Below are 24,727 nucleotides of genomic sequence, written 5' to 3' on the forward strand. Positions count from 1 at the left end.
ACGCCCGGTTACATTCCGAACCCGGAAGCTAAGCCTTACAGCGCCGATGGTACTGCAGGGGGGACCCTGTGGGAGAGTAGGACGCCGCCGAACAATCTTTGGAGGACCCCTGGTCCCAGCGACTCGCTGGGACCAGGGGTCCTTTTGTTTTTCCGGAGCGCGCCGGGTACCCGGCTGCGCGACAATGGCTTTGCGGTACCAAAGACAGGAGTCACCCATGTCCACCAACTCTCCCGACGAGCGTCCTGAGCGCGACCAAGGCCGCCGGGACAGTGGTGACCGCGGCGGTTACCGCGGGGGTCCGCGCCGGGGTGATGACCGCGGTGGTTACGGCCGCCGTGACGACCGTCGTGGCGATGACCGTGGCGACCGTGGTGGTTTCCGCCGTGACGACCGCCGTGATGACCGTCGTGGCGATGACCGTGGCGACCGTGGTGGTTTCCGCCGTGACGACCGCCGTGACGACCGTCGTGGCGATGACCGTGGCGACCGTGGTGGTTTCCGCCGCGACGACCGCCGCGATGACCGTCGTGGCGATGACCGTGGCGACCGTGGTGGTTTCCGCCGCGACGACCGCCGTGACGACCGTCGTGGCGATGACCGTGGCGACCGTGGTGGTTTCCGCCGCGACGACCGCGACCACGGAGGACGCCCGCCCTTCCGCCGTGATGACCGGTCGGCCGGCCCGCGTCGTGATGACCGTGACCGAGGATTCCGTCGTGAGGGAGACCGCCCCGGATTCCGCCGCGACGACGACCGTGGTGGCTATGGCCGCCGTGACGACGACCGTGACCGCGGCTTCCGCCGTGACGACCAGCGCGGTGGCTTCGGCCGCCGTGACGACCGCCGTGACGACCGTCGCGGCGATGACCGCGGCGACCGTGGCGGTTTCCGTCGCGATGACCGCCGCGACGACCGCGGCGGGTACCCCCGTCGCGATGACCGCCGTGATGACCGCCGTGGCAGCGACCGCGGGGACCATGGCGACCGCGGCGGGTTCCGCCGCGACGAGCGTCGCGATGACGACCGTGGGAGTTTCCGCCGGGACGACCGCCGTGATGACCGTCGCGACGACCGTGGCGATTTCCGCCGTGATGACCGTCGTGACGACCGTGGCGATTTCCGCCGTGACGACCGTGGCGGTTTCCGCCGGGACGACCGTCGCGACGACCGTGGCGGTTTCCGCCGGGACGACCGTCGCGACGACCGCGGGGGCTACGGCCGCCGTGACGACCGCGGTGCGCGCGGTCCCCGTCGTGATGACCGCGGCGGCCGTCCAGGCGGCTTCCGGGGGCGCGACGACCGGCGTGACGACCGGCGCGGCGGCGGCCGGTTCCGTGAGGAGCGGGATCGTGACCGTGAGCCGATCAAGCGGCTGCCGATCCCCGAGGACGTCACCGGCGAGGAGATCGACAAGGACGTACGGCAGGAGTTGCAGAGCCTGCCCAAAACGCTTGCTGACGACGTCGCCAGGAACCTGGTCATGGTGGCCAGGCTCATCGACGAAGACCCCGAGGGGGCGTACGCGTACTCGAAGGTGGCGCTGCGTCTCGCGTCGCGTGTCGCCGCCGTGCGCGAGGCCGCCGGTTTCGCCGCGTACGCCAATCAGAAGTACGGCGAGGCGCTCGCCGAGTTCCGGGCCGCCCGGCGTATGACCGGGAACGTCGATCTGTGGCCCGTCATGGCCGACTGCGAGCGTGGCCTCGGCCGGCCCGAGAAGGCGCTGGACATGGCCGGTGCGCCGGAGGTGCACAAGCTCGACAAGGCCGGGCAGGTCGAGATGCGGCTCGTCGCCGCCGGTGCGCGCCGGGACATGGAGCAGCTCGACGCCGCCATCGTGACCCTTCAGAGCCCGGAGCTGGCGTCCAGCTCCGTGCAGCCGTGGACCGCGCGGCTGCGGTACGCGTACGCCGACGCCCTCCTCGCGGCCGGGCGCGAGAGCGAGGCGCGCGAGTGGTTCGCCAAGGTCGTCGAGTCCGACAAGGACGGCAGCACGGACGCCTCCGACCGGCTCGCCGAGCTGGACGGCGTGGAGTTCGTCGACGCGCTGGACGAGCAGGCGGGCGACGAGGACAACGGCGAGGGCGGCGGCGACGGGTGCACCCCCGAGCCGTCGGCCCCCGACGCCGAGGGCGCCAAGAGCGCTGACGGAGGGGCCGAGGGCGAGGCCGGCGACAGGGGCTGACGCCCGAGTACGCGGCGGGGCGGGATCCGGCTGGGGTCCCGCCCCGCCGCGTTGTCCGGGTGCCTCAGGTGGTCAGCGTGCGCAGGACAAGCCCCGACGCCGGTTTCGGACCGAACGACGTCGACTTGCGGGGCATCGTCACGCCCTGCCGGGCCAGCTCGCGTACGACTTCCTCGCGCACCGGGTGCATGAGCACGGCCGTTCCGCCGACGCGCTCGGCCTTCTCGACCGTGGCGGCGGTGTCATGGATGTAGGCGATGTGCTCCGGCGAGTCCTCGGGGATGCGCCAGACGTGTTCCAGCAGCGTCGAGTGCAGGACGGTCGCGTCCAGGGTGCGCCAGGTCTCCGGGCGGTCCGTGGGCACCGTGCGGGCCAGCAGTTCGGGGGACGGCCGGTCCACGAGATGGAAGGCGCCGTCGCCCGCCAGCAGATAGGCGTTGCCGCGCTCGGCCGCGTCGGCCAGCGCGTCCAGGGCCTGTGACAGGGGAAGGTCCAGGTCGCGGACGCGGAACAGCCCGGTGAGGGCGGACAGGGCGTCGGTCAGGGGGAGGCGGTGCAGCAGACGGTGGATCGCGCGCACCCGAAGGGGGTAGCGGGCGGTGTCCACCAGGAGCACCAGGCCGTAGTCCCAGGGACTGGGGGAGTCGTGCTCCGCGCGTAGACGCAGATATGTCGCCCAGCGGTGATGGCCGTCGGCGATCAGGGCCTGGTGCCGGGCCAGCTCCGTCTGGATCTCGGCGACCTCGGCCGGATCCGTGACCGCCCACAGGCGGTGGCTGAAGCCGTCCTCCGTGGTGGTGCGCAGCAGTGGCGAGCGTTCGGCGGCGCGTTCGATGACGGCCCCCGCGCCGGTCGCGTAGCCGTCGCCCCGGTAGGTCAGCAGCAGGGGTTCGAGGTTGGCGGAGGTCGCGCGCATCAGGGCCGCCCGGTCGGCGATCACATGCGGCATGACGTCCTCGTGGGGGAGGACCACGCCGTCCGACGGATGTGATACGCGCAGTGCGCCGATGACACCGCGCTGGAGCAGACCGTTGCCGCGCTGCTCGTAGACGTAGAGGCCGGGCTCGGCGTCGGCCCTGAGGACGCCCTCGTCGAGCCAGCGGCGCAGGGTGTGGGCCGCCTGCTTGTTCCGTGCCGCCGGGGTGGCCGCCTGGGGCAGGATCAGACGGACGATGTTGTGGGGATCGGCCGACTCGAGGTGCAGCAGGCCGTCCGGGCGTACGACGACGTCGTACGGCGGGGAGGTGACCGCCGCCAGACTGCCGACGCGGTCGGGGTCGTAACGCAGGCCCCGGAAAGGGGTCAGTTCAAGGCCCTTGCCCGCTGGTACGTCCTTGGGACCTGCAGTGTTCATTGGTGCATCGTAAGTGTGTCGGTGCCGTGCGGGATGATCGGGGAAACGAGCGAACGAGGAGCGATGCTTAATGAGCCAGACCGTCAGGACGCGGCCCGAGGGCAGTGCGCGCCCCCTGAGCGAGGCGTACGACACGGCGCTGCTGGACCTGGACGGGGTCGTGTACGCGGGTGGCAGGGCGATAGCGCACGCCGTGGAGGCGCTCGGAACCGCACGATCGGGCGGCATGCATCTGGCGTACGTGACGAACAACGCGTTGCGCACGCCGGACGCGGTGGCCGCGCACCTCACCGAGCTGGGGATACCGGCACAGGCGTCGGACGTCATCACCTCGGCGCAGGCGGTCGCCCGGCTCATCAGCGAGCAGGTGCCCGCCGGGTCGCGGGTGCTGGTGGTCGGCGGTGAGGGGCTGCGCGTCGCGCTGCGGGAGCGGGAGCTCGTACCCGTGGAGTCGGCCGACGACGATCCGGTGGCCGTGGTCCAGGGGTACGGCGGGCCCGAGCTGCCGTGGGGGCGGTTCGCCGAAGCGTGCTACGCCATTGCGCGCGGAGTGCCGTGGTTCGCGTCCAACACCGATCTCACGATTCCCAGCGCGCGCGGCATCGCCCCGGGGAACGGGGCGGCCGTGGAGGTCGTGCGGATCGCGACCGGTGCCGAACCGCGGGTGGCGGGCAAGCCGCTGCCGCCGATGCACCGGGAGACGATCCTGCGGACCGGCGCCCGGCGGCCGCTGGTGGTCGGGGACCGGCTCGACACGGACATCGAGGGCGCGTTCAACGGCGGCGTCGACTCGCTGCTCGTGCTGACCGGGGTGACCGACGGCGCCCAGCTGCTGGCCGCTCCCGCGCGCCACCGGCCGACGTACGTCGACGCGGACTTGCGGGGGCTGCTGACCGGCCAGCCGGACGTCGAGGCGGCGGGCGACGGCTTCCGCTGCGGCGGCTGGACGGCGACGGCGGGGAAGGAGCGACTGGAACTGGCGGGTGACGGCGAGGCCCTGGACGGTCTGCGGGCGCTGTGCGCGGCCGCCTGGACGGCGGCCGGGGAGGGCTCGTGCGAGCTGGACCGGGGGAAGGCGCTGGCGCGACTGGGGCTGTGAGCCGGGAGGGCGGCCCCTCGGTCAGCGAGGGTAGGCTAACCTAACCTCGTGTTGGTCGACAGTCCTCCCGAACCTCGCGCGGAGACCGCCCCCGCGCCCCCAACCCGCCGGGCGATACGGGCCTTTGGGCTCCTTCTCTCGCTTGTGGTCCTGGCGCTCGTCGCGCTGGCGAGCATCGCGATCGGTGCGAAGGGACTCTCGCCGCAGCAGGTCTGGCACGGCCTGTTCCAGGACTCTGGGACGTACGCCGACGTGGTCGTCGGCGACCGGCTGTCGCGGACGGTCCTCGGGCTGGTCGCCGGTGCCGCCCTCGGCCTGTCCGGTGCCGTCCTCCAGGCACTCACCCGCAATCCGCTGGCCGACCCGGGACTGCTCGGCATCAACGCGGGCGCGTCCGCCGCGGTCGTCACCGCCATCACGTACTTCGACGTCACGAGCCTGAGCGGCTACGTCTGGTTCGCGTTCCTCGGCGCGGCCGCCGTCGGGGCCCTGGTGTGGTTCCTCGGCGGCAGCCGGGGTGCCACTCCGGTGCGGCTCGCGCTCGCCGGGACCGCGATCAGCGCGGCCCTGTACGGGTACCTCCAAGCCGTGATGATCATGGACAATGCGGCGCTCGGCAGGATGCGCTTCTGGACGGTCGGTTCGCTGGCCTCGGCCACCGACGCGACCATCCGGCAGGTTCTGCCCTTCCTCGTGGCCGGCACGGTGCTCGCGCTGGCCCTCGCCCGGCCGCTGAACGCCGTGGCGATGGGCGACGACACCGCCCGCGCCCTCGGCGCGAACCTCGGCCGCACCCGTGCCCTGTCCATGGCCGCGGCCACCGTGCTGTGCGGTGCGGCGACCGCCGCCTGCGGCCCGATCGTGTTCGTCGGGCTGATGGTCCCGCACGTCGTACGCTCCCTCACCGGCCCCGACCTGCGCTGGATCCTGCCGTATGCGACCGTCCTGTCGCCCGTTCTGCTGCTCGGCTCCGACGTCATCGGACGCATCGTCGCCCGGCCCGCCGAGCTCCAGGTCGGCATCATGACCGCGGTCATCGGCGGCCCGGTCTTCATCTACCTCGTACGACGGCGCAGGACGGCGCAGCTGTGAAGACCATTCGCATCCCGCGCACCCCGGCCGGCCTCTCCGTCCGCCTCGACGTCCGGGCGTGCACCGTCGTCGCCCTGCTCCTCGCCGCCGCGCTCGCCGCGAGCGTCGTCCTGATCGGAACCGGCGACTTCTCGATCCCGGCCGGCGACGTCCTGCGGACGCTGCTCGGCGGCGGCGACCCGGGCCAGAGGTTCATCGTCACCGAACTCAGGCTGCCCCGTGTGCTCGTGGGCCTGCTGGTCGGGGCCTCGCTGGGGCTCGGCGGGGCCCTGTTCCAGTCCATCTCCCGCAATCCGCTGGGCAGTCCGGACGTGCTCGGCCTCGGGCAGGGTTCGACGGCCGGGGCGCTCGTGGTGATCGTGCTGTTCTCCGGCAGCGCCACCCAGGTCGCCCTCGGGGCGCTCGCCGGCGGGCTGGCGACCGGCCTCGCCATCCATCTGCTCGCCTGGAAGCGGGGCGTGCACGGCTACCGGCTGGTCCTCGTCGGCATCGGCGTCTGCGCCGTCGCGACGGCGGTCAACGGCTATCTGCTCACCAAGGCCGACCTGGTCGACGCGGCCCGCGCGGTCGTCTGGATGACCGGTTCCCTGAACGGGCGCGACCGGGAGCAGGTGTGGCCGCTGCTCGCGCTGTGCGCCGTCCTCGTACCGCTCGTCCTCGGCCAGGCCCGGGGGCTGCGGATGACGGAGATGGGCGACGACGTCGCGTATGCCCTCGGGGTGCGTGTCGAGCGGGTACGGCTGCTGCTGATGGTGTCCGCGGTACTGCTCACCGCGGGAGCCGCCGCCGCCGCGGGCCCGGTCGGATTCGTGGCGCTCACCGCGCCGCAGCTGGCTCGCCGGCTGACCCGCTCACCCGGGCCGAACCTGGTCGCCTCCATGGTCATGGGTGCCACCCTGTTGATCGTCGCGGACTGGGCCTCGCAGCGTGTCTTCGGCGCGGACCAGCTGCCCGTCGGAGTGGTCACCGGTGTCCTCGGCGGCCTCTACCTGCTGTGGCTGCTGGTCACCGAGCGCAGGGCGGGCCGCATATGAGTGCCCGCAGCGGACCCGACACGACCGACACAAGGAGCCCTGTGAACCGTCTCTGCGCCGACGACGTCACCCTCGCCTACGACCAGCGCGTGATCGCCGAGGAGTTGTCCGTCCAGATCCCCGACAACTCCTTCACCGTGATCGTCGGCCCCAACGCCTGCGGCAAGTCCACCCTGCTGCGGGCGCTGTCCCGGATGCTCAGGCCGTCGCGGGGGCGGGTGCTGCTCGACGGCCAGGTCATCCAGTCGATGCCGGCGAAGAAGGTCGCACGGACCCTGGGCCTGCTGCCGCAGTCCTCGATCGCGCCGGACGGCATCACCGTCGGCGACCTGGTGGGCCGCGGCCGCCATCCGCACCAGGGGATTCTGCGCCAGTGGTCGGGCGAGGACGAGCGGGTCGTACAGGAGTCGATGGCGCAGACCGGCGTGGCGGAACTCGCCGACCGCTACGTCGACGAACTCTCCGGCGGGCAGCGGCAGCGCGTCTGGATCGCCATGGCGCTCGCCCAGCAGACCCCGCTGCTGCTGCTGGACGAGCCGACCACCTATCTCGACATCCAGCACCAGATCGACGTGCTCGACCTGTGCGCGCAGCTGCACGAAGAACAGGGACGGACGCTGGTCGCGGTGCTGCACGACCTCAACCACGCCGCGCGGTACGCCACCCACCTCATCGCCCTGCGCGGCGGCAGGGTCGCCGCCGAGGGCGCGCCGAAGGACATCGTCACGGCGGAGCTGGTCGAGGAGGTGTTCGGACTGCGCTGCCAGGTCATCGACGACCCGGAGACCGGCACACCCCTGGTGGTCCCGGCGGCGCGCAGGGCACGCGCTCGCGTCACGGCCGAAGGCTCCTGAGCCGCGACCGCCGCCCACGGCGGGGCAAGCTCCTGTGAGCGGTCCCCGCCCACGGTGGCCGGGGGAAGCTCACAGGAGCTTGCGGAGCCGCAGCAGATCCAGCAGGGCCGCCTCGAGCTTCACCCGGCCCGAGGCCCACGCCTTCGCGAAGTGCAGCTCGCCGTCGACCATCGCCACCAGGTCGTCGCCGGTCATGGCCAGCCGGATCTGGGCCTTGTCGGGCGGGGGCCCCTGGAGCGTGTCGACCACCCGGATCCGGCCGTCCTCGAGGCGGCCGACGAAGGTGACGTCCAGGTCGGTGATACGGCAGCTGAGCGAGCGGTCCAGGGTCGCGGCCGCGCGCACGTCCCCTTCGGAGCCCGCCAGGTTGTCCGAGAACTTGTCGAGTGCCCTGCGGCACTCCTCAATGGTCGCCATCGTGAGCGACGGTACCGCAGCGCTTCGAGGTAGCGTCGGGGCATGAGCGACTCTGTGACCGCGGCGGGGGTGACGGCGGAAGCGGCAGCGGCGCAGGCCGACCCTGCCGTCGAACCTGAGTACGACCCCGCCGCCCCGGCTCCCCTGAACGTGGACCGCATCCCCACCGGCAACGCCGACGTCGACGCCCGGCTGGAACGGCTGTCCGACGCCGACCACCTCGCCACGGACGGCCACGTCGAGGTGTACGAGGATGTACACAAGGGGCTGCGCGACGCGCTCACCGCGCTCGACGCCCGCCCGGGACCTCCGGCGCCCCCACGACCATACGAAAACAGGAGCTGAACCGAACGTGGCAGGAGTGGCACGCCGCCGTCTCGACGCGGAGCTGGTCCGCCGGAAGCTCGCGCGCTCGCGCGAGCACGCCGGCCAGCTGATCGCCGCCGGCCGGGTCACCGTCGGCAAGACCGTCGCGACCAAGCCCGCCACCCAGGTGGAGACCGCGGCCGCCATCCTCGTGGCCCAGGACGACAGTGAACCCGACTACGTGTCCCGGGGCGGTCACAAGCTGGCGGGCGCGCTGAAGGTCTTCGTACCGCAGGGTCTCGCGGTCGAGGGCCGGCGGGCGCTGGACGCCGGTGCGTCCACCGGAGGCTTCACCGACGTCCTGCTGCGCGCGGGTGCCGCCCGTGTCGTCGCCGTCGACGTCGGGTACGGCCAACTGGCCTGGTCTCTCCGCAACGATGAACGCGTCACCGTCAAAGACCGTACGAACGTACGGGAGTTGACGCTGGAAGCGATCGATGGGGAGCCTGTGGATCTTGTCGTCGGCGATCTGTCCTTCATCCCGCTCGGACTGGTGCTGCCCGCCCTGGTGCGGTGCACGAAGCCGGACGCCGATCTGGTGATGATGGTCAAACCGCAGTTCGAGGTGGGGAAGGAACGGCTGGGCAGCGGCGGTGTGGTCCGCAGCCCCCAGCTGCGCGCCGAGGCCGTGCGGGGGGTGGCCGGGCGGGCCGCGGATCTGGGGCTCGGTGTGAAGGGCGTGACGGCCAGTCCACTGCCCGGGCCTTCGGGCAATGTCGAGTACTTTCTGTGGCTGCGAGCCGGGGCACCCGCACTGGACCCGGCCGACGTTGACCGTGCAGTGGCGGAGGGGCCGCGTTGACACAGAATTCAGCTCGTACTGTTTTCCTGCTCGCCCACACCGGGCGGCCCGCGGCCATTCGCAGCGCCGAGCTGGTGGTCAAGGGACTGCTGCGCTGCGGGATCGGCGTGCGTGTCCTCGAGGCCGAGGCGGCGGACCTGCCCCTGCCTGACGAGGTGGAGCTGGTCAAGGAGGCCACCCCGCAGTGCCTCGACGGGTGCGAGTTGCTCATCGTGCTCGGCGGAGACGGGACGCTGCTGCGCGGCGCCGAGTTCGCCCGCGCCTCCGGGGTGCCGATGCTCGGCGTCAACCTCGGACGGGTCGGCTTCCTCGCCGAGGCCGAGCGCGACGACCTCGACCGGGTCGTCGACCGGGTGGTGATGAAGGCGTACGAGGTCGAGGAGCGGATGACCGTCGATGTCGTCGTGCACAAGAACGGCGACATCGTCCACACCGACTGGGCGCTCAACGAGGCGGCCGTGCAGAAGGTCTCCGCGGAGAAGCTCCTGGAGGTCGTCCTCGAGATCGACGGGCGGCCGGTGACCGGCTTCGGCTGCGACGGCATCGTGTGCGCCACCCCCACCGGTTCGACCGCGTACGCCTTCTCCGCGGGCGGGCCCGTGGTGTGGCCCGAGGTGGAGGCCCTGCTCATGGTGCCGATCAGCGCGCACGCCCTGTTCGCCAAGCCGCTGGTCACCTCGCCGGACTCCGTGCTCGCCGTGGAGGTGCAGCCTGACACCCCGCACGGGGTGCTGTGGTGCGACGGGCGGCGGACGGTGGAGCTGCCGCAGGGGGCTCGCGTCGAGGTGCGGCGGGGGGCGGTGCCGGTCCGGCTGGCCCGGCTGCACCACGCCTCGTTCACGGACCGGTTGGTGGCCAAGTTCGCGCTTCCGGTGTCCGGGTGGCGAGGCCGACCTCACTGACCGCCTGCGGGCGGCTCGCCGGGCGCGGGCTGTCCGCGGCTGCTGGGCGCCGATTCCCGCGCCCCTGCCAGGGGCGCGGTTACCCCCACCGAGTGACAAGGGCCGCTCGCACATCCCCCGCCCGACCTCGTAAGGTCTTCTCCGTGTTGGAGGAGATGCGGATACGGTCGCTCGGAGTCATCGACGACGCGGTCGTCGAGCTGTCGCCCGGCTTCACCGCCGTGACCGGTGAGACGGGCGCGGGTAAGACCATGGTCGTCACCAGCCTCGGTCTGCTGCTCGGCGGACGCGCGGACCCCGCCCTCGTACGGATCGGCTCGAAGAACGCGGTCGTCGAGGGGCGGATCACCCTGCCCGGGGACGCCTCCGCCGCCGTACGCGCCGAGGAGGCCGGAGCCGAGCTGGACGACGGGGCACTGCTGATCAGCCGTACCGTATCCGCCGAGGGACGCTCGCGGGCGCACCTCGGCGGGCGTTCCGTGCCCGTCGGGGTCCTGGCGGAGCTGGCCGACGAACTGGTCGCCGTGCACGGGCAGACCGACCAGCAGGGGCTGCTGAAGCTGTCCCGGCAGCGGCAGGCGCTCGACCGGTACGCCGGTGACGCCGTCGCCGTGCCCCTCGCCAAGTACGGGGAGGCCTACCGGCGGCTGCGCGCCGTCTCCACCGAACTGGAGGAGATCACCACGCGCGCCCGCGAGCGGGCCCAGGAAGCCGACATGCTGCGCTTCGGGCTCGACGAGATCGCGGCCGTGGAGCCCCGGGCCGGTGAGGACGTGGAGCTGGCCGAGGAGGCCGAGCGGCTCGGGCACGCGGAGGCGCTCGCCTCGGCGGCGACCGCCGCGCACGCGGCACTGGCGGGCAACCCCGAGGACCCCGAGGGCGTCGACGCGGCCACCCTGGTCGCGGGCGCACACCGGGCCCTGGAGGCGGTGCGGTCGCACGACCCGGCGCTGGCGGGCCTCGCCGACCGGATCGGTGAGATCGGGATCCTGCTGGGCGATGTGGCCGGGGAGCTGGCCGGGTACGCCGACGACCTGGACGCCGATCCGCTGCGGCTGGCGGCCGTGGAGGAGCGGCGGGCCGCCCTCACCGCGCTGACCCGGAAGTACGGCGCGGACGTCGGCGCCGTCCTCGCGTGGGCGGAACGGAGCGCCGCGCGGCTGACCGAACTCGACGGCGACGACGACCGGATCGAGGAGCTGACCGCCGAGAGGGACGGTCTGCGCGGCGAACTGGGCGCGCTCGCACAGGCGTTGACGGACGCGCGCACGGAGGCCGCCGAGCGGTTCGCCGCCGCCGTCACCGCCGAGCTGGCCTCGCTCGCCATGCCGCACGCGCGCGTTTCGTTCGAGATCCGGCAGACGGACGACCCGGACGGCGTCGAGGTCGGAGGGCGCACGGTCGCCTACGGGCCGTCGGGCGTCGACGAGGTCGAGCTGCTGCTCGCACCCCACCCGGGAGCGCCGCCGCGGCCCATCGCCAAGGGTGCCTCGGGTGGTGAGCTGTCGCGCGTGATGCTCGCGGTGGAGGTGGTGTTCGCGGGGACGGACCCCGTGCCCACCTATCTCTTCGACGAGGTCGACGCGGGCGTCGGCGGCAAGGCCGCGGTCGAGATCGGGCGCCGCCTCGCCCGCCTCGCGAAGACCGCGCAGGTCGTCGTGGTCACCCACCTGCCCCAGGTGGCGGCGTTCGCCGACCGGCAACTGCTGGTGGAGAAGACCAACGACGGGTCGGTGACACGATCGGGGGTGAAGGTGCTCGAGGGCGAGGACCGCATCCGCGAACTGTCCCGGATGCTGGCGGGCCAGGAGGACTCGGAGACCGCCCGGGCGCACGCGGAGGAACTGCTGGCGACGGCACGGGCGGACGCCTAGCAAGGCTGCGAGCGAGGCTCACCGTCTCGCGACGCCCGGCACGGCATCTCGCCGCGTTGTCGCATCACCCGAGTACATCCGGCACGCGGGCGATCCTCCGCCTTGCGATGCTCCCCGAGCTACCACTGGGAGGTGCCCCCGGCACCGGACGCCGCGAGCTTTTCCGGCAGACCTTTCCGGCCACAGCACCAGGGAAAGCTGCGCCGGGCGGCTCGCGTAGGGTGACGGGATGATCACGGGTATCCGCAGGACCGTCTCGTTCGCCCGCGCCGCGGCCGTCACCGGCGCCACTGCCGCCGCCCTGCGCGCCCTGGCGCCGGGCGGGCCGGGGCGCTGGGAGCGGAAGAACCACGCGGGGCGGACCGTCGAGCTGTATGCCGGGCCCGCGTCGGCCCTCGCCGTCGCGCTCGGCGCCGGGCGGGTCCACCCCGCGGCCGGACTCGCCGTACTCGCCGCCGGTGCCTGCGGCGCCTACGACGACGTCGCCGGTGCCGGAGATCCCCGGCGCGGGTTCCGGGCGCATCTGTCGGCCCTGCGGGACGGTGAGGTCACCAGCGGTGCGGTGAAGCTGTTCGGGATCTCCGCGGCGGCGCTCGCCGCGGGGGCCGCACTGCGGAAGCGGCCCCTGGAGAGGGTGCTGGCAGGTGTGGTGATCGCCGGGGCCGCCCATGTCGTCAACCTCGTGGACGTACGGCCGGGGCGGGCCGCCGGGGCCGTCCTCGCCCTGGCCGCCCCGGGGCTGCTGAGCGCCGGAGCCGACGGGGAGCTGTGCGCCGCCGTGACGGGGGCAGCCGCCGCGGTCCTGCCCGACGACCTGGGTGAGCGTGCGATGCTCGGGGACACCGGAGCCCATGCCCTCGGTGCCGCGCTCGGCGTCGCCGTCGTCGCCGGCCATCGCGGACTCGGACTCCTCGCCCACGCGGCGGCCTGCGTGGCCGCCGCCGTCTTCGGGGAGAGGCTGAGCGAGGCGGCGAGGACCTGGGGAACCCTCTCGCCCGTCCCAGTGCCACCCGGACCCACCGCGCGCGCTCACCCGGGGGAGTGACCGGGCGCGCCGCCGGTCGCTCGGCCCGCGGTCGTCGCGGCCTTCCGCCGGTGCCGCACCACCCCCGCTCCCTGGCATGCTTGAGTCAGCCGCGGAGCACCTCGCGCGGTCCACCCCCACCGCGCGATCCTTCTGTACGTTTCTTCGTGACCGCCCGATGCCGAACCAGGAGCCCCGGCCACGTGAGCCTCGCGAGCAGCCACTCACCGCACGGCCGGACGCCGCTGCGTACCGTTCAGGTGCTCGGCGGGGGCAGCGCGGGCAGCAGCGGGCATGTGCGGTCGCTGGCCTCGGGCCTCGTCGCCAGGGGCGTGCGGGTGACCGTGTGCGCCCCCGTCGAGGCCGAGCGCACCTACGATTTCACCGGCGTCGGAGCCCAGCACGTGCCCGTGCCCCGCAGCACGGACCCCGCCTCGCTGGCAGCACTTCGTGCCGTCTGCGCCGACGCCGACCTGGTGCACGCCCACGGGCTGCACGCCGGCCTGCGCGCCGCGCTCGCCCTCGGCGGGCGGCGCACCCCCTTCGTGGTCACCTGGCACACCCGGGCGCACGCCGAGGGCGCGCGGGCCCATCTCCTGCGCCTTCTGGAACGGCGGGTGGCAAGGGCCGCGTCCGTCGTTCTCGGTACCTCCTCCGACCTGGTCGACCGGGCCCGCCGCCGTGGCGCGCGTGACGCCCGGCTCGCCGCCGTCGCCCTGCCGGCACCCCGCCGGTCTCCCGAACACGACGACCCGGAGCGGCCCGGCCCCAAGACCAGGGCCGAACTCGGCGTCACGGAGCGGCCGTTGCTGATGGCCGTCGGCGCCCTCGAGCGGTACCGCGGATACGATGTGCTCCTCGACGCCGCCCGTGTCTGGCGGCGCCTCGACCCGGCGCCGCTGGTCGTCATCGCGGGGGAGGGGCCACTGCGGACGGCCCTTCAGCGGCGCATCGAGGACGAGGGGCTGCCGGTGCGGTTGGTCGGGCGACGGGAGGACGTCGGAGAACTGCTCGCCGCCGCCGACCTGGCACTGCTGCCCAGCAGTTGGGAGTCCCGGTCCGTCCTCGCTCAGGAGGCCCTGCACGCGGGCGTGCCGCTGGTGGCCACCGCCGTCGGCGGGATCCGCGAACTCGTCGGCGACGCGGCCGAACTCGTCCCCTACGGAGACGCGGCGGCGCTCGCCACCGCCGTCGTACGGCTTCTCGAGGACCCGGCGCGCCGCGATCTGCTGCGGGAGAAGGGCAGCCGGCAGGCCGCCACCTGGCCTACCGAGGACGAGACCGTGGCCCAAGTGCTGAGTGTCTACGACGAGTTGACCCAGGCGCGGCCCTACCCGTGAGGCGCCCGGGCACGCCGGGAGCGGGCCCAGCCTGCGGGCCACGGACCCCACGTGCGGGCCACGGACCCCACGTGCGGGCCACGGACCCCACGTGCGGGCCACGGACGTGCGGGCCAGGGACCCCGCGTGCGGGCCACGGACGTGCGGGCCAGGGACCCCGCGTGCGGAGCGCGGCTCCGCGTGCGGGCGCGCCCTACCCCTGGTGTACGTGCCGGCGCGCCCGCAGCGCCAGGCTCAGGGCCAGGACCGTCTGCGGGTCGTCGAGGTCCGTGCCCAGCAACTCCCCGATCCGGGCCAGCCGGTTGTAGAGGGTCTGCCGGTTCAGATGCAGCTCGCGGGCGGTCTCCGCCTTGCGGCCCGCGTGCGCCAGATATGTCTCCAGCGTGGGCAGCAGCGGCGGCCTGGAGCGATGGTCGTGGTCGCGCAGCGGACCGATCGCACGGTCCACGAAGGCCGCCAGGTCCGGATCGTCGCGCAGCCGCCACAGCAACAGGTCGATGTCCAGGCGCCGGGCGTCGTGCCAGGGCCGCTCCGGCAGTCCCTGCGCCGCCGTCGCGGTCTCGGCCGCGTGCCGCAGCCCGGCGGACGCCGCCGCCCAGCCGCCCCCCACGGCGACCACCACGACCGGTGGCCGGGCGCCCGGCCGCTGCATGCCGGCCCGCTCCACCCCGGCCCGCAGCGCCGCGGCCACCCGGTCGGCTACCGCGGAACGCTCCGACTCCGAGCGCAGGCCCAGCAGCAGCGGAACCCGTCCCTCCACCGGCCGCACGCCGAGCAGGACCGGCACACCCACCGACCCCAGTTCCTCCGCCACAGCCCGCGCCAGCACCGCCCAGCCCCCGCCGCCCGGCGCGGGGCCGTCCGCCAGCCGCATCACCACCGGCAGCAGCGGGCCGCCGCCCGGCTTGAAGCCGAGCACCCGGGCCTGCGCGGGAGCGTCCTCGGCGGTGATCCGTCCCTCGGCGAGGTCGGTGAGGAAGTCGCCGCGTCCGCGCGCCGCCAGCTCCTCCTCCTGCCGCGCCTGCATCAGCACCACCGCGAGGATGCCCGCGGCCCGCTCGGCGGCGATCCGGTGCACCGGGGCCACCGGCGCGGTGACCGGCAGCAGCACCAGCCGGGCCCGCACCGCGCCCGTGCCCGGACCGCCACCGGGCACGTCCACGATCGTCGTGCCGGCCGGCGGCGCGTCCTTGTGCTGTCCGCGCAGTCCCTCCCACACCTGGAGCGGATCCGTGTCCGCGGGCCCGGTCCCGGCGGCGTACAGCAGCCGGCCGTCGGCGGTCTCCAGGAACACCGGGTTGCCGCCGAAGTCGGCCAGGATCTTGAGTACCTGCGGCACACCGCCCCCGCCGAGCAGCGCCTCGGTGCAGCGGCGGTGCACTTCCTCGGCGCGCTGGAGCAGCGCGTAGTGCCCGTTGACGATCTCGGTGTGGATCTCCTCGGTGACCGCCACGAACGGCACCTCACGATGCAGCTGGACGAGCGGCAGCCCGGCCGTGCGGGCCGTCTCGACGAGGGCGGCGGGCAGCCGGGTGAAGCGCGGGCCGAGCTCCACCACCAGGGCCGCGATGCCGCGCTCGGCCAGCGTGCGGACGAACGCCCGCTGCTCCGCGGGCCGGGTGCCGAGGCCGTATCCCGTGGTCAGGAGGAGTTCGCCGCCCTTCAGCAGCGAGGCGATGTTCGGGACCTCGCCCGCGTGCACCCAGCGCACCGTGCGGTGCAGCCGGTCGGCACCGGCGAGCACCTCCGGCAGGCCGCTGCGCAGCCCGGGCAGCTCCAGCGCCCGCTGCACGGTGATTCCGGCGCCCTGGGAGCCCTGGGGGTCGAAACGGCTGTCCATGCGGTGACGCTACCCGCGCGGACGCCCCGGGCGCACCGGGGGCCCGGCCCACCCGTCATGAGCACGGTCAGGCGGGCAGGATGTTGTGGTTGTACCGGAACACGTTGTCGGGGTCGTACTGGCGTTTGACCCGGGCCAGCCGGTTGAGGTGCTCGGTGCCGAGTCCGGCCACCACCCGGTCCCGGCCCTCGTCCCCGATGAAGTTGAGATAGACCGCCCCGGTGCTCCAGGGCCGGGCGTCGGCGCGCACGTCCCTCACCCACCGCAGGGCCCGCTCGTCGTCCGCCGGGTCAGCCCACACCCCGAACGGATGCACGGCCCAGGGCGCCTCCCGGAAGGGGACCGGGTACTCGGCGGGCCCGGAGGCGATCGCGCCGCCCTGCGGGAACAGCACTTGCCGACAGGAGGAGGGGACGGGCATCGAGGGGGCGCGGGCGCAGAAGACGTCGACCAGCTCGTCGGGCAGCGCACGCACGTACTCGACCGACCAGTAGTTCCGCAGACCCGGTGGATCGTCGAGCATGCGCTGGAGATCGGCGTACGGAACCGCGGAGACGACCTCGGACTCGTGCGGCAGCGCCAGCAGTGGCTGGGCGAGCTTGCGCAGGGCGTCCTCGCCGCCGGCGTAGGTGACCAGCACTCCGCACAGCAGCGTCCCCACCAGGTGCTGGGGGACGAACGGCGCGGGCGGACCGGTGAGGTACAGCACGGCCCCGCCCACCTCCGGCGCGGCGGAGGCGAGGAGGTCACGGTAGGTCCGGACCGCCTCCGGGCCCCTCTCGGGCAGGAACATGAGCAGGGCGATCGAGAACTCGGACAGCTCGTGCAGCTTGAGCGTCAGCGCCGTGGCGATGCCGAAGTTCCCGCCGCCGCCGTGCAGTGCCCAGAACAGCTCGGGATTCTCGTCGGCGGTCGCGAGGAGCGGGGTGCCGTCCGCGGTCACCAGCTCCACGCCGAGCAGGTTGTCGACGGCGAGGCCGAAGGCCCTGTCCAGCCAGCCGGTGCCGCCACCGAGCACGAAGCCGCCTACACCGGTCGTGGAGACCCGGCCTCCGGTGGTCGCGAGAGCGTGGGGCTGGGTGGCGCGGTCCAGATCGCTCATCACGGCGCCCCCCTCGACCCGTACCGACGCGGACCCGGGATGGACCGTGACCCGGTGCATCCGGCGCAGGTCCACCACCAGACCGTTGTCGTTGACCGCCATGCCCGCCACGCTGTGGCCGCCGCCACGGACCGCGATCTTCAGATCGAGGTCCCGGGCGAAGCGCACCGCGCGGATGACGTCGACCTCGCTCGCGCACTGCGCGATGACGGCCGGATGCCGGTCGATCATCGCGTTGAAGACGAGCCGGGCCTCGTCGTAGCCCGCGTCGGCGGGAGCGAGGACCTCGCCCTCCAGGCGCGCGCGGAGTGCGGCGAGCGCCGCGCCCGCCTTCGAAAGGGGAGCCATGGCGGCCGCCCCCTTCCCGCAGGGGACAGAGCTGCCTTCAGCCTAGGCGGGCCCGGCGTGCCGGTCCTGTTCAGCGGGGGTACGGGGTCTCAGCCGCCGTACGCCCCGGACGCCGTCAGCCGCAGCGCCGTGTCGATCAGCGGCACATGGCTGAAAGCCTGCGGGAAGTTCCCGACCTGGCGCTTCAGGCGCGGGTCCCACTCCTCGGAGAGCAGGCCCAGGTCGTTGCGCAGGATGAGCAGCTTCTCGAAGAGCCTGCGGGCCTCGTCCACGCGGCCGATCATCGCCAGGTCGTCCGCCAGCCAGAAGGAGCAGGCGAGGAAGGCGCCCTCGTCACCCGGCAGCCCGTCCACGCCTTCATCCTCACCCGCCGTCGGGTAGCGCAGGATGAAGCCGTCGGGCGTGGACAGCTCGCGCTGGATCGCCTCGATCGTGCCGATCACGCGCTTGTCGTCCGGCGGCAGGAAGCCCATCTGCGGAATCAGCAGCAGCGAGGCGTCCAGCTCCTTGGAGCCGTAGGACTGTGTGAAGGTGTTGCGCTCCTTGTCGTACCCCTTCTCGCACACGTCCCGGTGGATTTCGTCGCGCAGCTCGCGCCACCTCTCCAGCGGTCCGTCCACGTCCCCGGACTCGATCAGCTTGATCGTGCGGTCCACCGCCACCCAGGCCATGACCTTGGAGTGCACGAAGTGACGGCGGGGGCCGCGCACCTCCCAGATGCCCTCGTCCGGTTCGTCCCAGTGCTGCTCCAGGTAGCGGATCAGCTTGAGCTGGAGCAGGGAGGCGTAGTCGTTGCGGGCGAGGCCGGTCATATGGGCCAGGTGCAGGGCCTCGGTGACCTCTCCGTACACGTCCAGCTGGAGCTGGTGGGCGGCGCCGTTGCCGACGCGGACCGGCGCGGAGTTCTCGTAGCCGGGCAGCCAGTCCAACTCGGCCTCGCCCAGCTCACGTTCGCCCGCGATGCCGTACATGATCTGGAGGTTCTCGGGGTCGCCCGCCACGGCGCGCAGCAGCCATTCACGCCAGGCACGCGCTTCCTCGCGGTAGCCGGTGCGCAGCAGCGAGGACAGGGTGATCGCGGCGTCGCGCAGCCAGGTGTAGCGGTAGTCCCAGTTGCGCACGCCACCGATCTCCTCGGGCAGGGAGGTCGTGGGCGCGGCCACGATGCCGCCGGTCGGCGCGTAGGTGAGGGCCTTGAGGGTGATCAGGGAGCGGACGACGGCCTCGCGGTAGGGGCCGTGGTACGTACAGTGCTCCACCCACTCGCCCCAGAATTCCTCGGTCGCCTCCAGGGACTGCTCGGGCTCCGGCAGCGGCGGCGGCTCCTTGTGCGAGGGCTGCCACGAGATCGTGAAGGTGATCCGGTCGCCCGGGGCCACGGTGAAGTCCGCGTACGTCGTCAGCGCCTTGCCGTAGGTCTCGGCAGGGGTGTCGAACCACACGGAGTCGGGCCCTGCGACGGCCACCGTGCGCCCCTCGTGCTTGTGCACCCAGGGCACGACGCGTCCGTAGGAGAACCGCATCCGCAGCGTCGAGCGCATGGGAACCCGGCCCGTGACGCCCTCCACGATCCGGATCAGCTGGGGCGCGCCGTCACGCGGCGGCATGAAATCGGTCACCCGGACCGTGCCGCGGGGGGTGTCCCACTCGGACTCCAGGATCAGGGACTCGCCGCGGTAGCAGCGCCGGGTGGCCGTGGGCGGCTTGACGTCCGCCGCGTGCGCCGGACCCAGCCGCCAGAACCCGTGCTCCTCCGTGCCGAGCAGTGCTGCGAAGACGGCATGGGAGTCGAAACGGGGCAGGCACAGCCAGTCCACGGTGCCGTCCCGGCAGACCAGCGCCGCGGTCTGCATGTCTCCGATGAGTGCGTAGTCTTCGATGCGCCCGGCCAATGCAACTCCAGTCGAACGGCCACGTCGCCCCAGGTGGGGCGGTCGCTCTAGCGGTCATGGGGTCGGTGAGAAAGACGTTGTTCACCGACTCATTCGAAAATGAAGCAGTCGATGTTCAACGAACTGACGAGCTGTTGTTGTTCCGGTGACGGGCGGGGGTGGTGCCGTTTGCCGGGAGTGCTCGGCAGCGAGTGTCCGAGCAGGATACGACGCACGTGGATGATCCGCGTGCCCGTCCCGCCAACGGTACGGCTCCGAACGAGTGAGGCGGGAATGGCGGTGGCGGATCCGTGGTGCCCCGTGCGCGGAGCGTGGCCGGAAGCAGCCCCGTCCGGGCGCTGATACGCTGGTAGCCCGTGGACCGGTGGGCACGAAACCCCGGAACCGCAGCGACGGCACCGCCGGACATCCTTCGGAGGCGAGCCGCACCGCACTCCAGACCGCGACCACGGGAGCCCCCTCTTGGCCATGCCGCCCAAATCCACGACGACCAAGCACATCTTCGTCACCGGGGGTGTCGCCTCTTCGCTCGGCAAGGGTCTGACGGCCTCCAGCCTGGGCATGCTGCTCAAGGCGCGGGGCCTGCGCGTCGTGATGCAGAAGCTCGACCCGTACCTGAACGTCGACCCGGGCACGATGAACCCCTTCCAGCACGGTGAGGTCTTCGTCACCAACGACGGTGCCGAGACCGACCTGGACATCGGCCACTACGAGCGGTTCCTCGACCGCGACCTGGACGGCTCCGCCAATGTCACCACGGGGCAGGTGTACTCGACGGTGATCGCCAAGGAGCGGCGCGGCGAGTACCTGGGTGACACGGTGCAGGTCATCCCGCACATCACCAACGAAATCAAGCATCGCATCCGGCGTATGGCCACCGACGAGGTGGACGTCGTGATCACCGAGGTCGGCGGCACCGTCGGCGACATCGAGTCGCTGCCGTTCCTGGAGACCGTCCGCCAGGTCCGCCACGAGGTCGGCCGCGACAACGTCTTCGTGGTGCACATCTCGCTGCTGCCCTACATCGGCCCGTCCGGCGAGCTGAAGACCAAACCGACCCAGCACTCGGTCGCCGCCCTGCGCAACATCGGTATCCAGCCGGACGCGATCGTGCTGCGCTGCGACCGAGAGGTCCCGACCGCCATCAAGCGCAAGATCTCGCTGATGTGCGACGTCGACGAGGCCGCCGTCGTGGCGTGCCCCGACGCCCGCTCGATCTACGACATCCCGAAGGTCGTGCACACCGAGGGACTGGACGCCTATGTCGTCCGCAAGCTGGACCTGCCCTTCCGTGATGTGGACTGGAGGACCTGGGACGACCTGCTGGACCGCGTCCACAACCCGAAGGACGAGATCACCCTCGCCCTGGTCGGCAAGTACATCGACCTGCCCGACGCCTATCTGTCGGTGACCGAGGCGCTGCGCGCGGGCGGCTTCGCCAACAAGGCGCGCGTGAAGATCAAGTGGGTCACCTCCGACGACTGCAAGACCCCGGCCGGTGCCAAGGCGCAGCTCGCCGACGTGGACGGCATCTGCATCCCCGGAGGCTTCGGCGACCGCGGTGTGCTCGGCAAGGTCGGCGCCATCCGCTATGCCCGCGAGAACAAGATCCCGCTGCTGGGCCTCTGCCTCGGCCTCCAGTGCATCGTGATCGAGGCCGCGCGCAACCTCGCCGACATCCTCGACGCGAACTCCACCGAGTTCGACTCGGCCACCGCCCACCCGGTCATCTCGACCATGGCCGAGCAGCTGGACATCGTGGCCGGCGAGGGCGACATGGGCGGCACCATGCGCCTTGGCATGTACCCGGCCAAGCTGGCCGAGGGGTCGATCGTGCGCGAGGTGTACGGCGGCAAGGAGTACGTCGAGGAGCGCCACCGCCACCGCTACGAGGTGAACAACGCCTACCGGGCCGAGCTGGAGAAGAAGGCGGGCATCGTGTTCTCCGGCACTTCGCCGGACGGCAAGCTCGTGGAGTACGTCGAGTACCCGCGCGATGTGCACCCTTACCTGGTGGCCACGCAGGCGCACCCCGAGCTGCGCTCGCGCCCGACCCGGCCGCATCCGCTGTTCGCGGGGCTGGTGAAGGCGGCTGTGCAGCGGCAGCGGCAGGAGACCGCGCTGAAGAACGGCGAGTGACACCAGGGCTGTACGGTGACCGGGGTACGCGTCCTTCGGGAGGCGCACCCCGGTTTTGTGCAAGGTGTGGGAGGAACAGGGCGACATGACGATCAAGGACACCCCCGAGGAGTGGGAGATCAGGGCGAGTGAGACCCCGTTCGTCGGCAAGAAGACCTCCGTCCGCGCCGACGATGTGGTCATGCCGAGCGGCTCGGTCGTCCGCCGTGACTACCAGGTCCACCCGGGATCGGTGGCCGTCGTCGCCCTCGACGACCAGGACCGTGTGCTCGTCATCCGGCAGTACCGCCACCCGGTGCGCCAGCGGCTCTGGGAGGTCCCGGCCGGCCTGCTGGACATCCCGGGGGAGAACCCGCTGCGCGCCGCCCAGCGCGAGCTGTACGAGGAGGCGCACGTCAAGGCCGAGGACTGGCGGGTGCTGACCGACATCTACACAACGCCCGGCGGCAGCGACGAGGCCGTGCGCATCTTCCTGGCCCGCGATCTGTCCGAAGCCGACGGGCAGCGCTTCGAGGTCGAGGACGAGGAGGCCGACATGGAACTGGCCCGCGTCCCGGTGGACGAGCTCGTCCGCGGTGTGCTGGCCGGCGAGCTCCACAACACCTGCCTCGTCGTCGGCGTCCTCTCCCTGGTCGCGGCGCGCTGCGGCGAGGGCCTCGAGGCCCTGCGGCCGGCGGAGGCGCCGTGGCCGGCCCGGCCCTTCGAGGCATGACCCCCGTCCGGGCCGTGGCCTGACACCCGGGGCTGCCGGGCGCGGCCCCTCGGGTGGGGTGTGTCCCGCCCGGGTGCGGGGTGTCCCCTTCCGTCCCTGCGGTCGTACCATCGCCTGATCCGATCGGGGGATGTGTCCGCCATGCTCCGCCCGGGTCGTCGCAGAGCGTGAACTAGGCTCTTCGCAACGACCCGCCCCCGGACCCGGCGGGCCGGTGTGCGCAGTGGGACGGGAGCGTGACCCGTGACGGATCAGGCGGTGGCGGCTGGCGGCAACGAGCTGTCGCAGGACGCTGGACGTCCAGCCGCCACGGAAGGTCAGTTCCTCGGGCGGACAAGGGAGTTGAAGGAACTCCACGTCGACATCGAGCGCGCCGGCCTCGATACGATCTCCGGCCGCAAGGCACCCCGGGCCCGCGTACTGCTCATCGCGGGACGCCCCGGTTACGGGCGCACCTCGCTCGCCGAGGAGCTGGCCCGCCAGGTCGCACACCGTTACCGGGACGGCGTACTGCGCGCGCGCCTGAGCGAACCCGACGGCACCCCCGTACCGACCGAGCGCACCGCCCGCGAGCTGCTGACCGGTCTCGGCCTGCCGACCCCGGCCGGCGCCGACGAGGACGAGCTGGGCCAGGCGCTGCGCGAGGCCCTCGCGGACCGCCGGGTGCTGCTCCTGCTGGACGACGCGGTAGCCGCCGAGCAGGTCGACGCGCTGCTGCCGGACACACCTGAGTGTCTCGTCGTCGCCGTCTCCGGAGGCCCACTGACCGGGATCGCCGACGTGCGTCCGTGCACCCTCGGCGGTCTGGATACCAAGTCGGCCCTGGAACTGCTCACCCGGTACACCGGCTCGGTTCGGATCACGGTGGACCCGAGCGCCGCCGAGGGCCTCGTCGAGGAGTGCGCGGGCCGGCCCGCCGCGCTCGTCCTCGCCGGCGGCTGGCTCGCCGCCCACCCCAAGGCGGCCGTCGCCGATCTCGCCAAGCAGCTTCGCACCGCCGGCGAGGAGGGCTCGCCGCTCGCCCGTGTCTTCCGGCTGGCGTACGAGGCCCTGCCCGGCGCCGCCCGGCGGATGCTGCGACTGCTCTGCCTGGCCCCCGCCGGTCTCGTCGACCCGCACACCGCCTCCGCGCTGGCCGGCTGCTCGCTGGAGACCGCCCGCGCCACCCTCGACGAGGTCACCGCCCTCGGCTTTCTGCGCGGCGTGGACGGGCCCCTGCCGCAGTACGAGGTTCCCGGCTGTCTGCAACCGCTGCTGCGCACGCTCGCCGAGAGCCAGGATCGCCCGGCCGAGTTGCAGCTGGCCCGCGCCCGGATGCTGGAGCGCACCGTACGGCTGCTTCAGTCCTGCCGCGCGATCACCGAGACCGACAGCCCCCAGGCCCGCGAGAAGCTCGCCGGGCTGCCCCGGGCCCTGCGCTTCCCGACGCCCCGGGCGGCCGAGGAGTGGCTGCGCGTCCGCCGGCCCGCCCTGCTGGGCGCCGCCCGGCTCGCGGTCGCCGACGGCGAGCTGGACACGCTCGCCCGCCGTCTGATGGCCGCGCTGGTCAGGGCCATGGTCGCCCACTACGGCACCCAGGCGGTCGCGCCCGAGCTGTACGGCATCCACCGGCTCGTCCTGGATGTCGCCGAGCGCCGCGACCTTCCCCGAGAGCAGGCGGCGGCCCTGCTGAACCTGGCCGACCTCGACGCCCAGACCGGCCGAACGGCCAAGGCCCTGGCCCGCTACCGGGCCGCGCTGGACGCCGGGCGGGCGGCGAACGACCCGTATGCGACGGGCCGGGCGATGGAATCCGTAGGCGGTGCCCACCAGGAGCTGGGGGACTACGACCGGGCCGCCGACTGGTACGGCCGGGCGCTTGCCCAGCGGCTCGCCCGAGACGAGCGCGTGGACGCCGCCCGGCTCTACGGACGCATCGCCACCGTCCACACCTACGCGGGCCGCTACGGCGAGGCGCAGCGCAACTGGCGGGCGGCGATCGCGGGACACCGCAGGAACGGCGATGTGGCGGCCCACGCGCGGGCATTGAGCGAGCTGGCCCGCGTCCAGGAGTACGCCGGACGGCACGAGGAGTCGCTGGGCACCTGCCAGGAGGCGGTCGAGTGGGCTCGGCGCGCCGAGGACGCGCGGCTGCTGGCGGCGCTGCGGCTCAGGCTGGCCGACACCCTGGAGCGGCTCGGCGACCCGGCAGCGGCGCGTCTGCACCGCGGCGCGGCGGAGCGCATGCTGGGCGAGGAGCGCCACGAGGACCCGTCGGCGCGGAAACAGAACGCCAACGCCTGCGAAATCCGTAGTACACCTGGTGAAGATTGATGCAATGAAAGGCTAGACAGCGGGAACACCTTCATTAA

19 protein-coding genes and 1 rRNA gene are annotated in these 24,727 nt (G+C 72.8%); 15 read left to right on the plus strand and 5 right to left on the minus strand.

The features are described 5' to 3' along the window. Positions 1 to 93 (plus strand): 5S ribosomal RNA (gene rrf, locus ABZ823_RS29070); the annotation flags it as partial. A 1,282-nt stretch (positions 94 to 1,375) separates the two neighbouring features. Further along, entirely contained in the window at positions 1,376 to 2,185 is an 810-nt protein-coding gene (locus tag ABZ823_RS29075; RefSeq protein WP_361665845.1) for a hypothetical protein, read from the plus strand. A 64-nt stretch (positions 2,186 to 2,249) separates the two neighbouring features. On the opposite strand, the gene ABZ823_RS29080 is transcribed toward ABZ823_RS29075, so the two are convergent. Beyond that, complete coding sequence (locus ABZ823_RS29080; RefSeq protein ID WP_361665823.1) at positions 2,250 to 3,539, minus strand: DUF1015 domain-containing protein; 1,290 nt, start codon at positions 3,537 to 3,539, stop codon at positions 2,250 to 2,252. Positions 3,540 to 3,609: 70 nt separating this feature from the next. Here ABZ823_RS29080 and ABZ823_RS29085 point away from each other — a divergent pair, with 70 nt between their 5' ends. Genes ABZ823_RS29085 through ABZ823_RS29100 form a run of 4 tightly spaced genes read left to right on the plus strand, consistent with a single transcriptional unit; the run spans position 3,610 to position 7,618 of the window. Further along, on the plus strand, positions 3,610 to 4,638 hold the full coding sequence (locus ABZ823_RS29085) for an HAD hydrolase-like protein (RefSeq protein WP_361665824.1): 1,029 nt from the start codon (positions 3,610 to 3,612) through the stop codon (positions 4,636 to 4,638). Between the two features lie 48 nt (positions 4,639 to 4,686). Further along, a complete protein-coding gene (locus ABZ823_RS29090) occupies positions 4,687 to 5,730 on the plus strand; it encodes an iron chelate uptake ABC transporter family permease subunit (protein WP_361665825.1) in 1,044 nt (347 codons plus the stop codon). Beyond that, complete coding sequence (locus ABZ823_RS29095; protein WP_361665826.1) at positions 5,727 to 6,764, plus strand: iron chelate uptake ABC transporter family permease subunit; 1,038 nt, start codon at positions 5,727 to 5,729, stop codon at positions 6,762 to 6,764. The genes ABZ823_RS29090 and ABZ823_RS29095 overlap by 4 nt, the downstream gene beginning before the upstream one ends. Further along, complete coding sequence (locus ABZ823_RS29100) at positions 6,761 to 7,618, plus strand: ABC transporter ATP-binding protein (RefSeq protein WP_361665827.1); 858 nt, start codon at positions 6,761 to 6,763, stop codon at positions 7,616 to 7,618. The genes ABZ823_RS29095 and ABZ823_RS29100 overlap by 4 nt, the downstream gene beginning before the upstream one ends. 69 nt (positions 7,619 to 7,687) lie before the next feature. On the opposite strand, the gene ABZ823_RS29105 is transcribed toward ABZ823_RS29100, so the two are convergent. Then, the gene (locus tag ABZ823_RS29105; protein WP_361665828.1) at positions 7,688 to 8,035 is read right to left on the minus strand and encodes an SCP2 sterol-binding domain-containing protein; all 348 of its coding nucleotides are present in this window, start codon (positions 8,033 to 8,035) and stop codon (positions 7,688 to 7,690) included. A gap of 42 nt (positions 8,036 to 8,077) precedes the next feature. Between ABZ823_RS29105 and ABZ823_RS29110 the strand changes: the two genes are divergently transcribed. The 6 genes from ABZ823_RS29110 (at position 8,078) to ABZ823_RS29135 (ending at position 14,343) form a co-directional block, all read left to right on the plus strand. Continuing rightward, positions 8,078 to 8,380 carry a hypothetical protein gene (locus ABZ823_RS29110; RefSeq protein ID WP_361665829.1) on the plus strand — a complete coding sequence of 101 codons (303 nt, stop codon included), beginning with the start codon at positions 8,078 to 8,080 and terminating at the stop codon, positions 8,378 to 8,380. Between the two features lie 7 nt (positions 8,381 to 8,387). Further along, positions 8,388 to 9,203, plus strand: a complete 816-nt coding sequence (locus ABZ823_RS29115) for a TlyA family RNA methyltransferase (RefSeq protein ID WP_361665830.1) — start codon at positions 8,388 to 8,390, stop codon at positions 9,201 to 9,203. Next, complete coding sequence (locus ABZ823_RS29120; protein WP_234519554.1) at positions 9,200 to 10,105, plus strand: NAD kinase; 906 nt, start codon at positions 9,200 to 9,202, stop codon at positions 10,103 to 10,105. The genes ABZ823_RS29115 and ABZ823_RS29120 overlap by 4 nt, the downstream gene beginning before the upstream one ends. Positions 10,106 to 10,260: 155 nt before the next feature. Continuing rightward, complete coding sequence (gene recN, locus ABZ823_RS29125) at positions 10,261 to 11,979, plus strand: DNA repair protein RecN (RefSeq protein ID WP_361665846.1); 1,719 nt, start codon at positions 10,261 to 10,263, stop codon at positions 11,977 to 11,979. 229 nt (positions 11,980 to 12,208) lie between these two features. Continuing rightward, positions 12,209 to 13,024 carry a hypothetical protein gene (locus ABZ823_RS29130; RefSeq protein WP_361665831.1) on the plus strand — a complete coding sequence of 272 codons (816 nt, stop codon included), beginning with the start codon at positions 12,209 to 12,211 and terminating at the stop codon, positions 13,022 to 13,024. A gap of 182 nt (positions 13,025 to 13,206) precedes the next feature. Continuing rightward, on the plus strand, positions 13,207 to 14,343 hold the full coding sequence (locus tag ABZ823_RS29135; protein WP_361665832.1) for a glycosyltransferase family 4 protein: 1,137 nt from the start codon (positions 13,207 to 13,209) through the stop codon (positions 14,341 to 14,343). Positions 14,344 to 14,536: 193 nt separating this feature from the next. Here ABZ823_RS29135 and ABZ823_RS29140 read toward each other — a convergent pair whose 3' ends face one another. The 3 genes from ABZ823_RS29140 to ABZ823_RS29150 all read right to left on the minus strand — a co-directional run bounded on the left by ABZ823_RS29140 (position 14,537) and on the right by ABZ823_RS29150 (position 19,525). Next, entirely contained in the window at positions 14,537 to 16,183 is a 1,647-nt protein-coding gene (locus ABZ823_RS29140; RefSeq protein ID WP_361665833.1) for a PucR family transcriptional regulator, read from the minus strand. A 67-nt stretch (positions 16,184 to 16,250) separates the two neighbouring features. Further along, positions 16,251 to 17,633, minus strand: a complete 1,383-nt coding sequence (locus ABZ823_RS29145; RefSeq protein WP_361665834.1) for an FAD-binding oxidoreductase — start codon at positions 17,631 to 17,633, stop codon at positions 16,251 to 16,253. A gap of 89 nt (positions 17,634 to 17,722) precedes the next feature. Beyond that, entirely contained in the window at positions 17,723 to 19,525 is a 1,803-nt protein-coding gene (locus ABZ823_RS29150; RefSeq protein WP_361665835.1) for a glycoside hydrolase family 15 protein, read from the minus strand. A gap of 468 nt (positions 19,526 to 19,993) precedes the next feature. Between ABZ823_RS29150 and ABZ823_RS29155 the strand changes: the two genes are divergently transcribed. From ABZ823_RS29155 to ABZ823_RS29165, 3 genes are all read left to right on the plus strand, one after another. Further along, positions 19,994 to 21,664: a CTP synthase gene (locus tag ABZ823_RS29155; protein ID WP_361665836.1), complete on the plus strand. Its 1,671-nt coding sequence runs from the start codon at positions 19,994 to 19,996 to the stop codon at positions 21,662 to 21,664. An 85-nt stretch (positions 21,665 to 21,749) separates the two neighbouring features. Continuing rightward, positions 21,750 to 22,376 carry an NUDIX hydrolase gene (locus ABZ823_RS29160; protein ID WP_361665837.1) on the plus strand — a complete coding sequence of 209 codons (627 nt, stop codon included), beginning with the start codon at positions 21,750 to 21,752 and terminating at the stop codon, positions 22,374 to 22,376. A 243-nt stretch (positions 22,377 to 22,619) separates the two neighbouring features. Continuing rightward, positions 22,620 to 24,689 carry a tetratricopeptide repeat protein gene (locus tag ABZ823_RS29165; protein ID WP_361665838.1) on the plus strand — a complete coding sequence of 690 codons (2,070 nt, stop codon included), beginning with the start codon at positions 22,620 to 22,622 and terminating at the stop codon, positions 24,687 to 24,689. The last annotated feature ends 38 nt before the right edge of the window (positions 24,690 to 24,727 follow it).

This window comes from Streptomyces sp. NPDC047079 (assembly GCF_040643755.1).
In the GTDB taxonomy this organism is placed as follows: domain Bacteria; phylum Actinomycetota; class Actinomycetes; order Streptomycetales; family Streptomycetaceae; genus Streptomyces.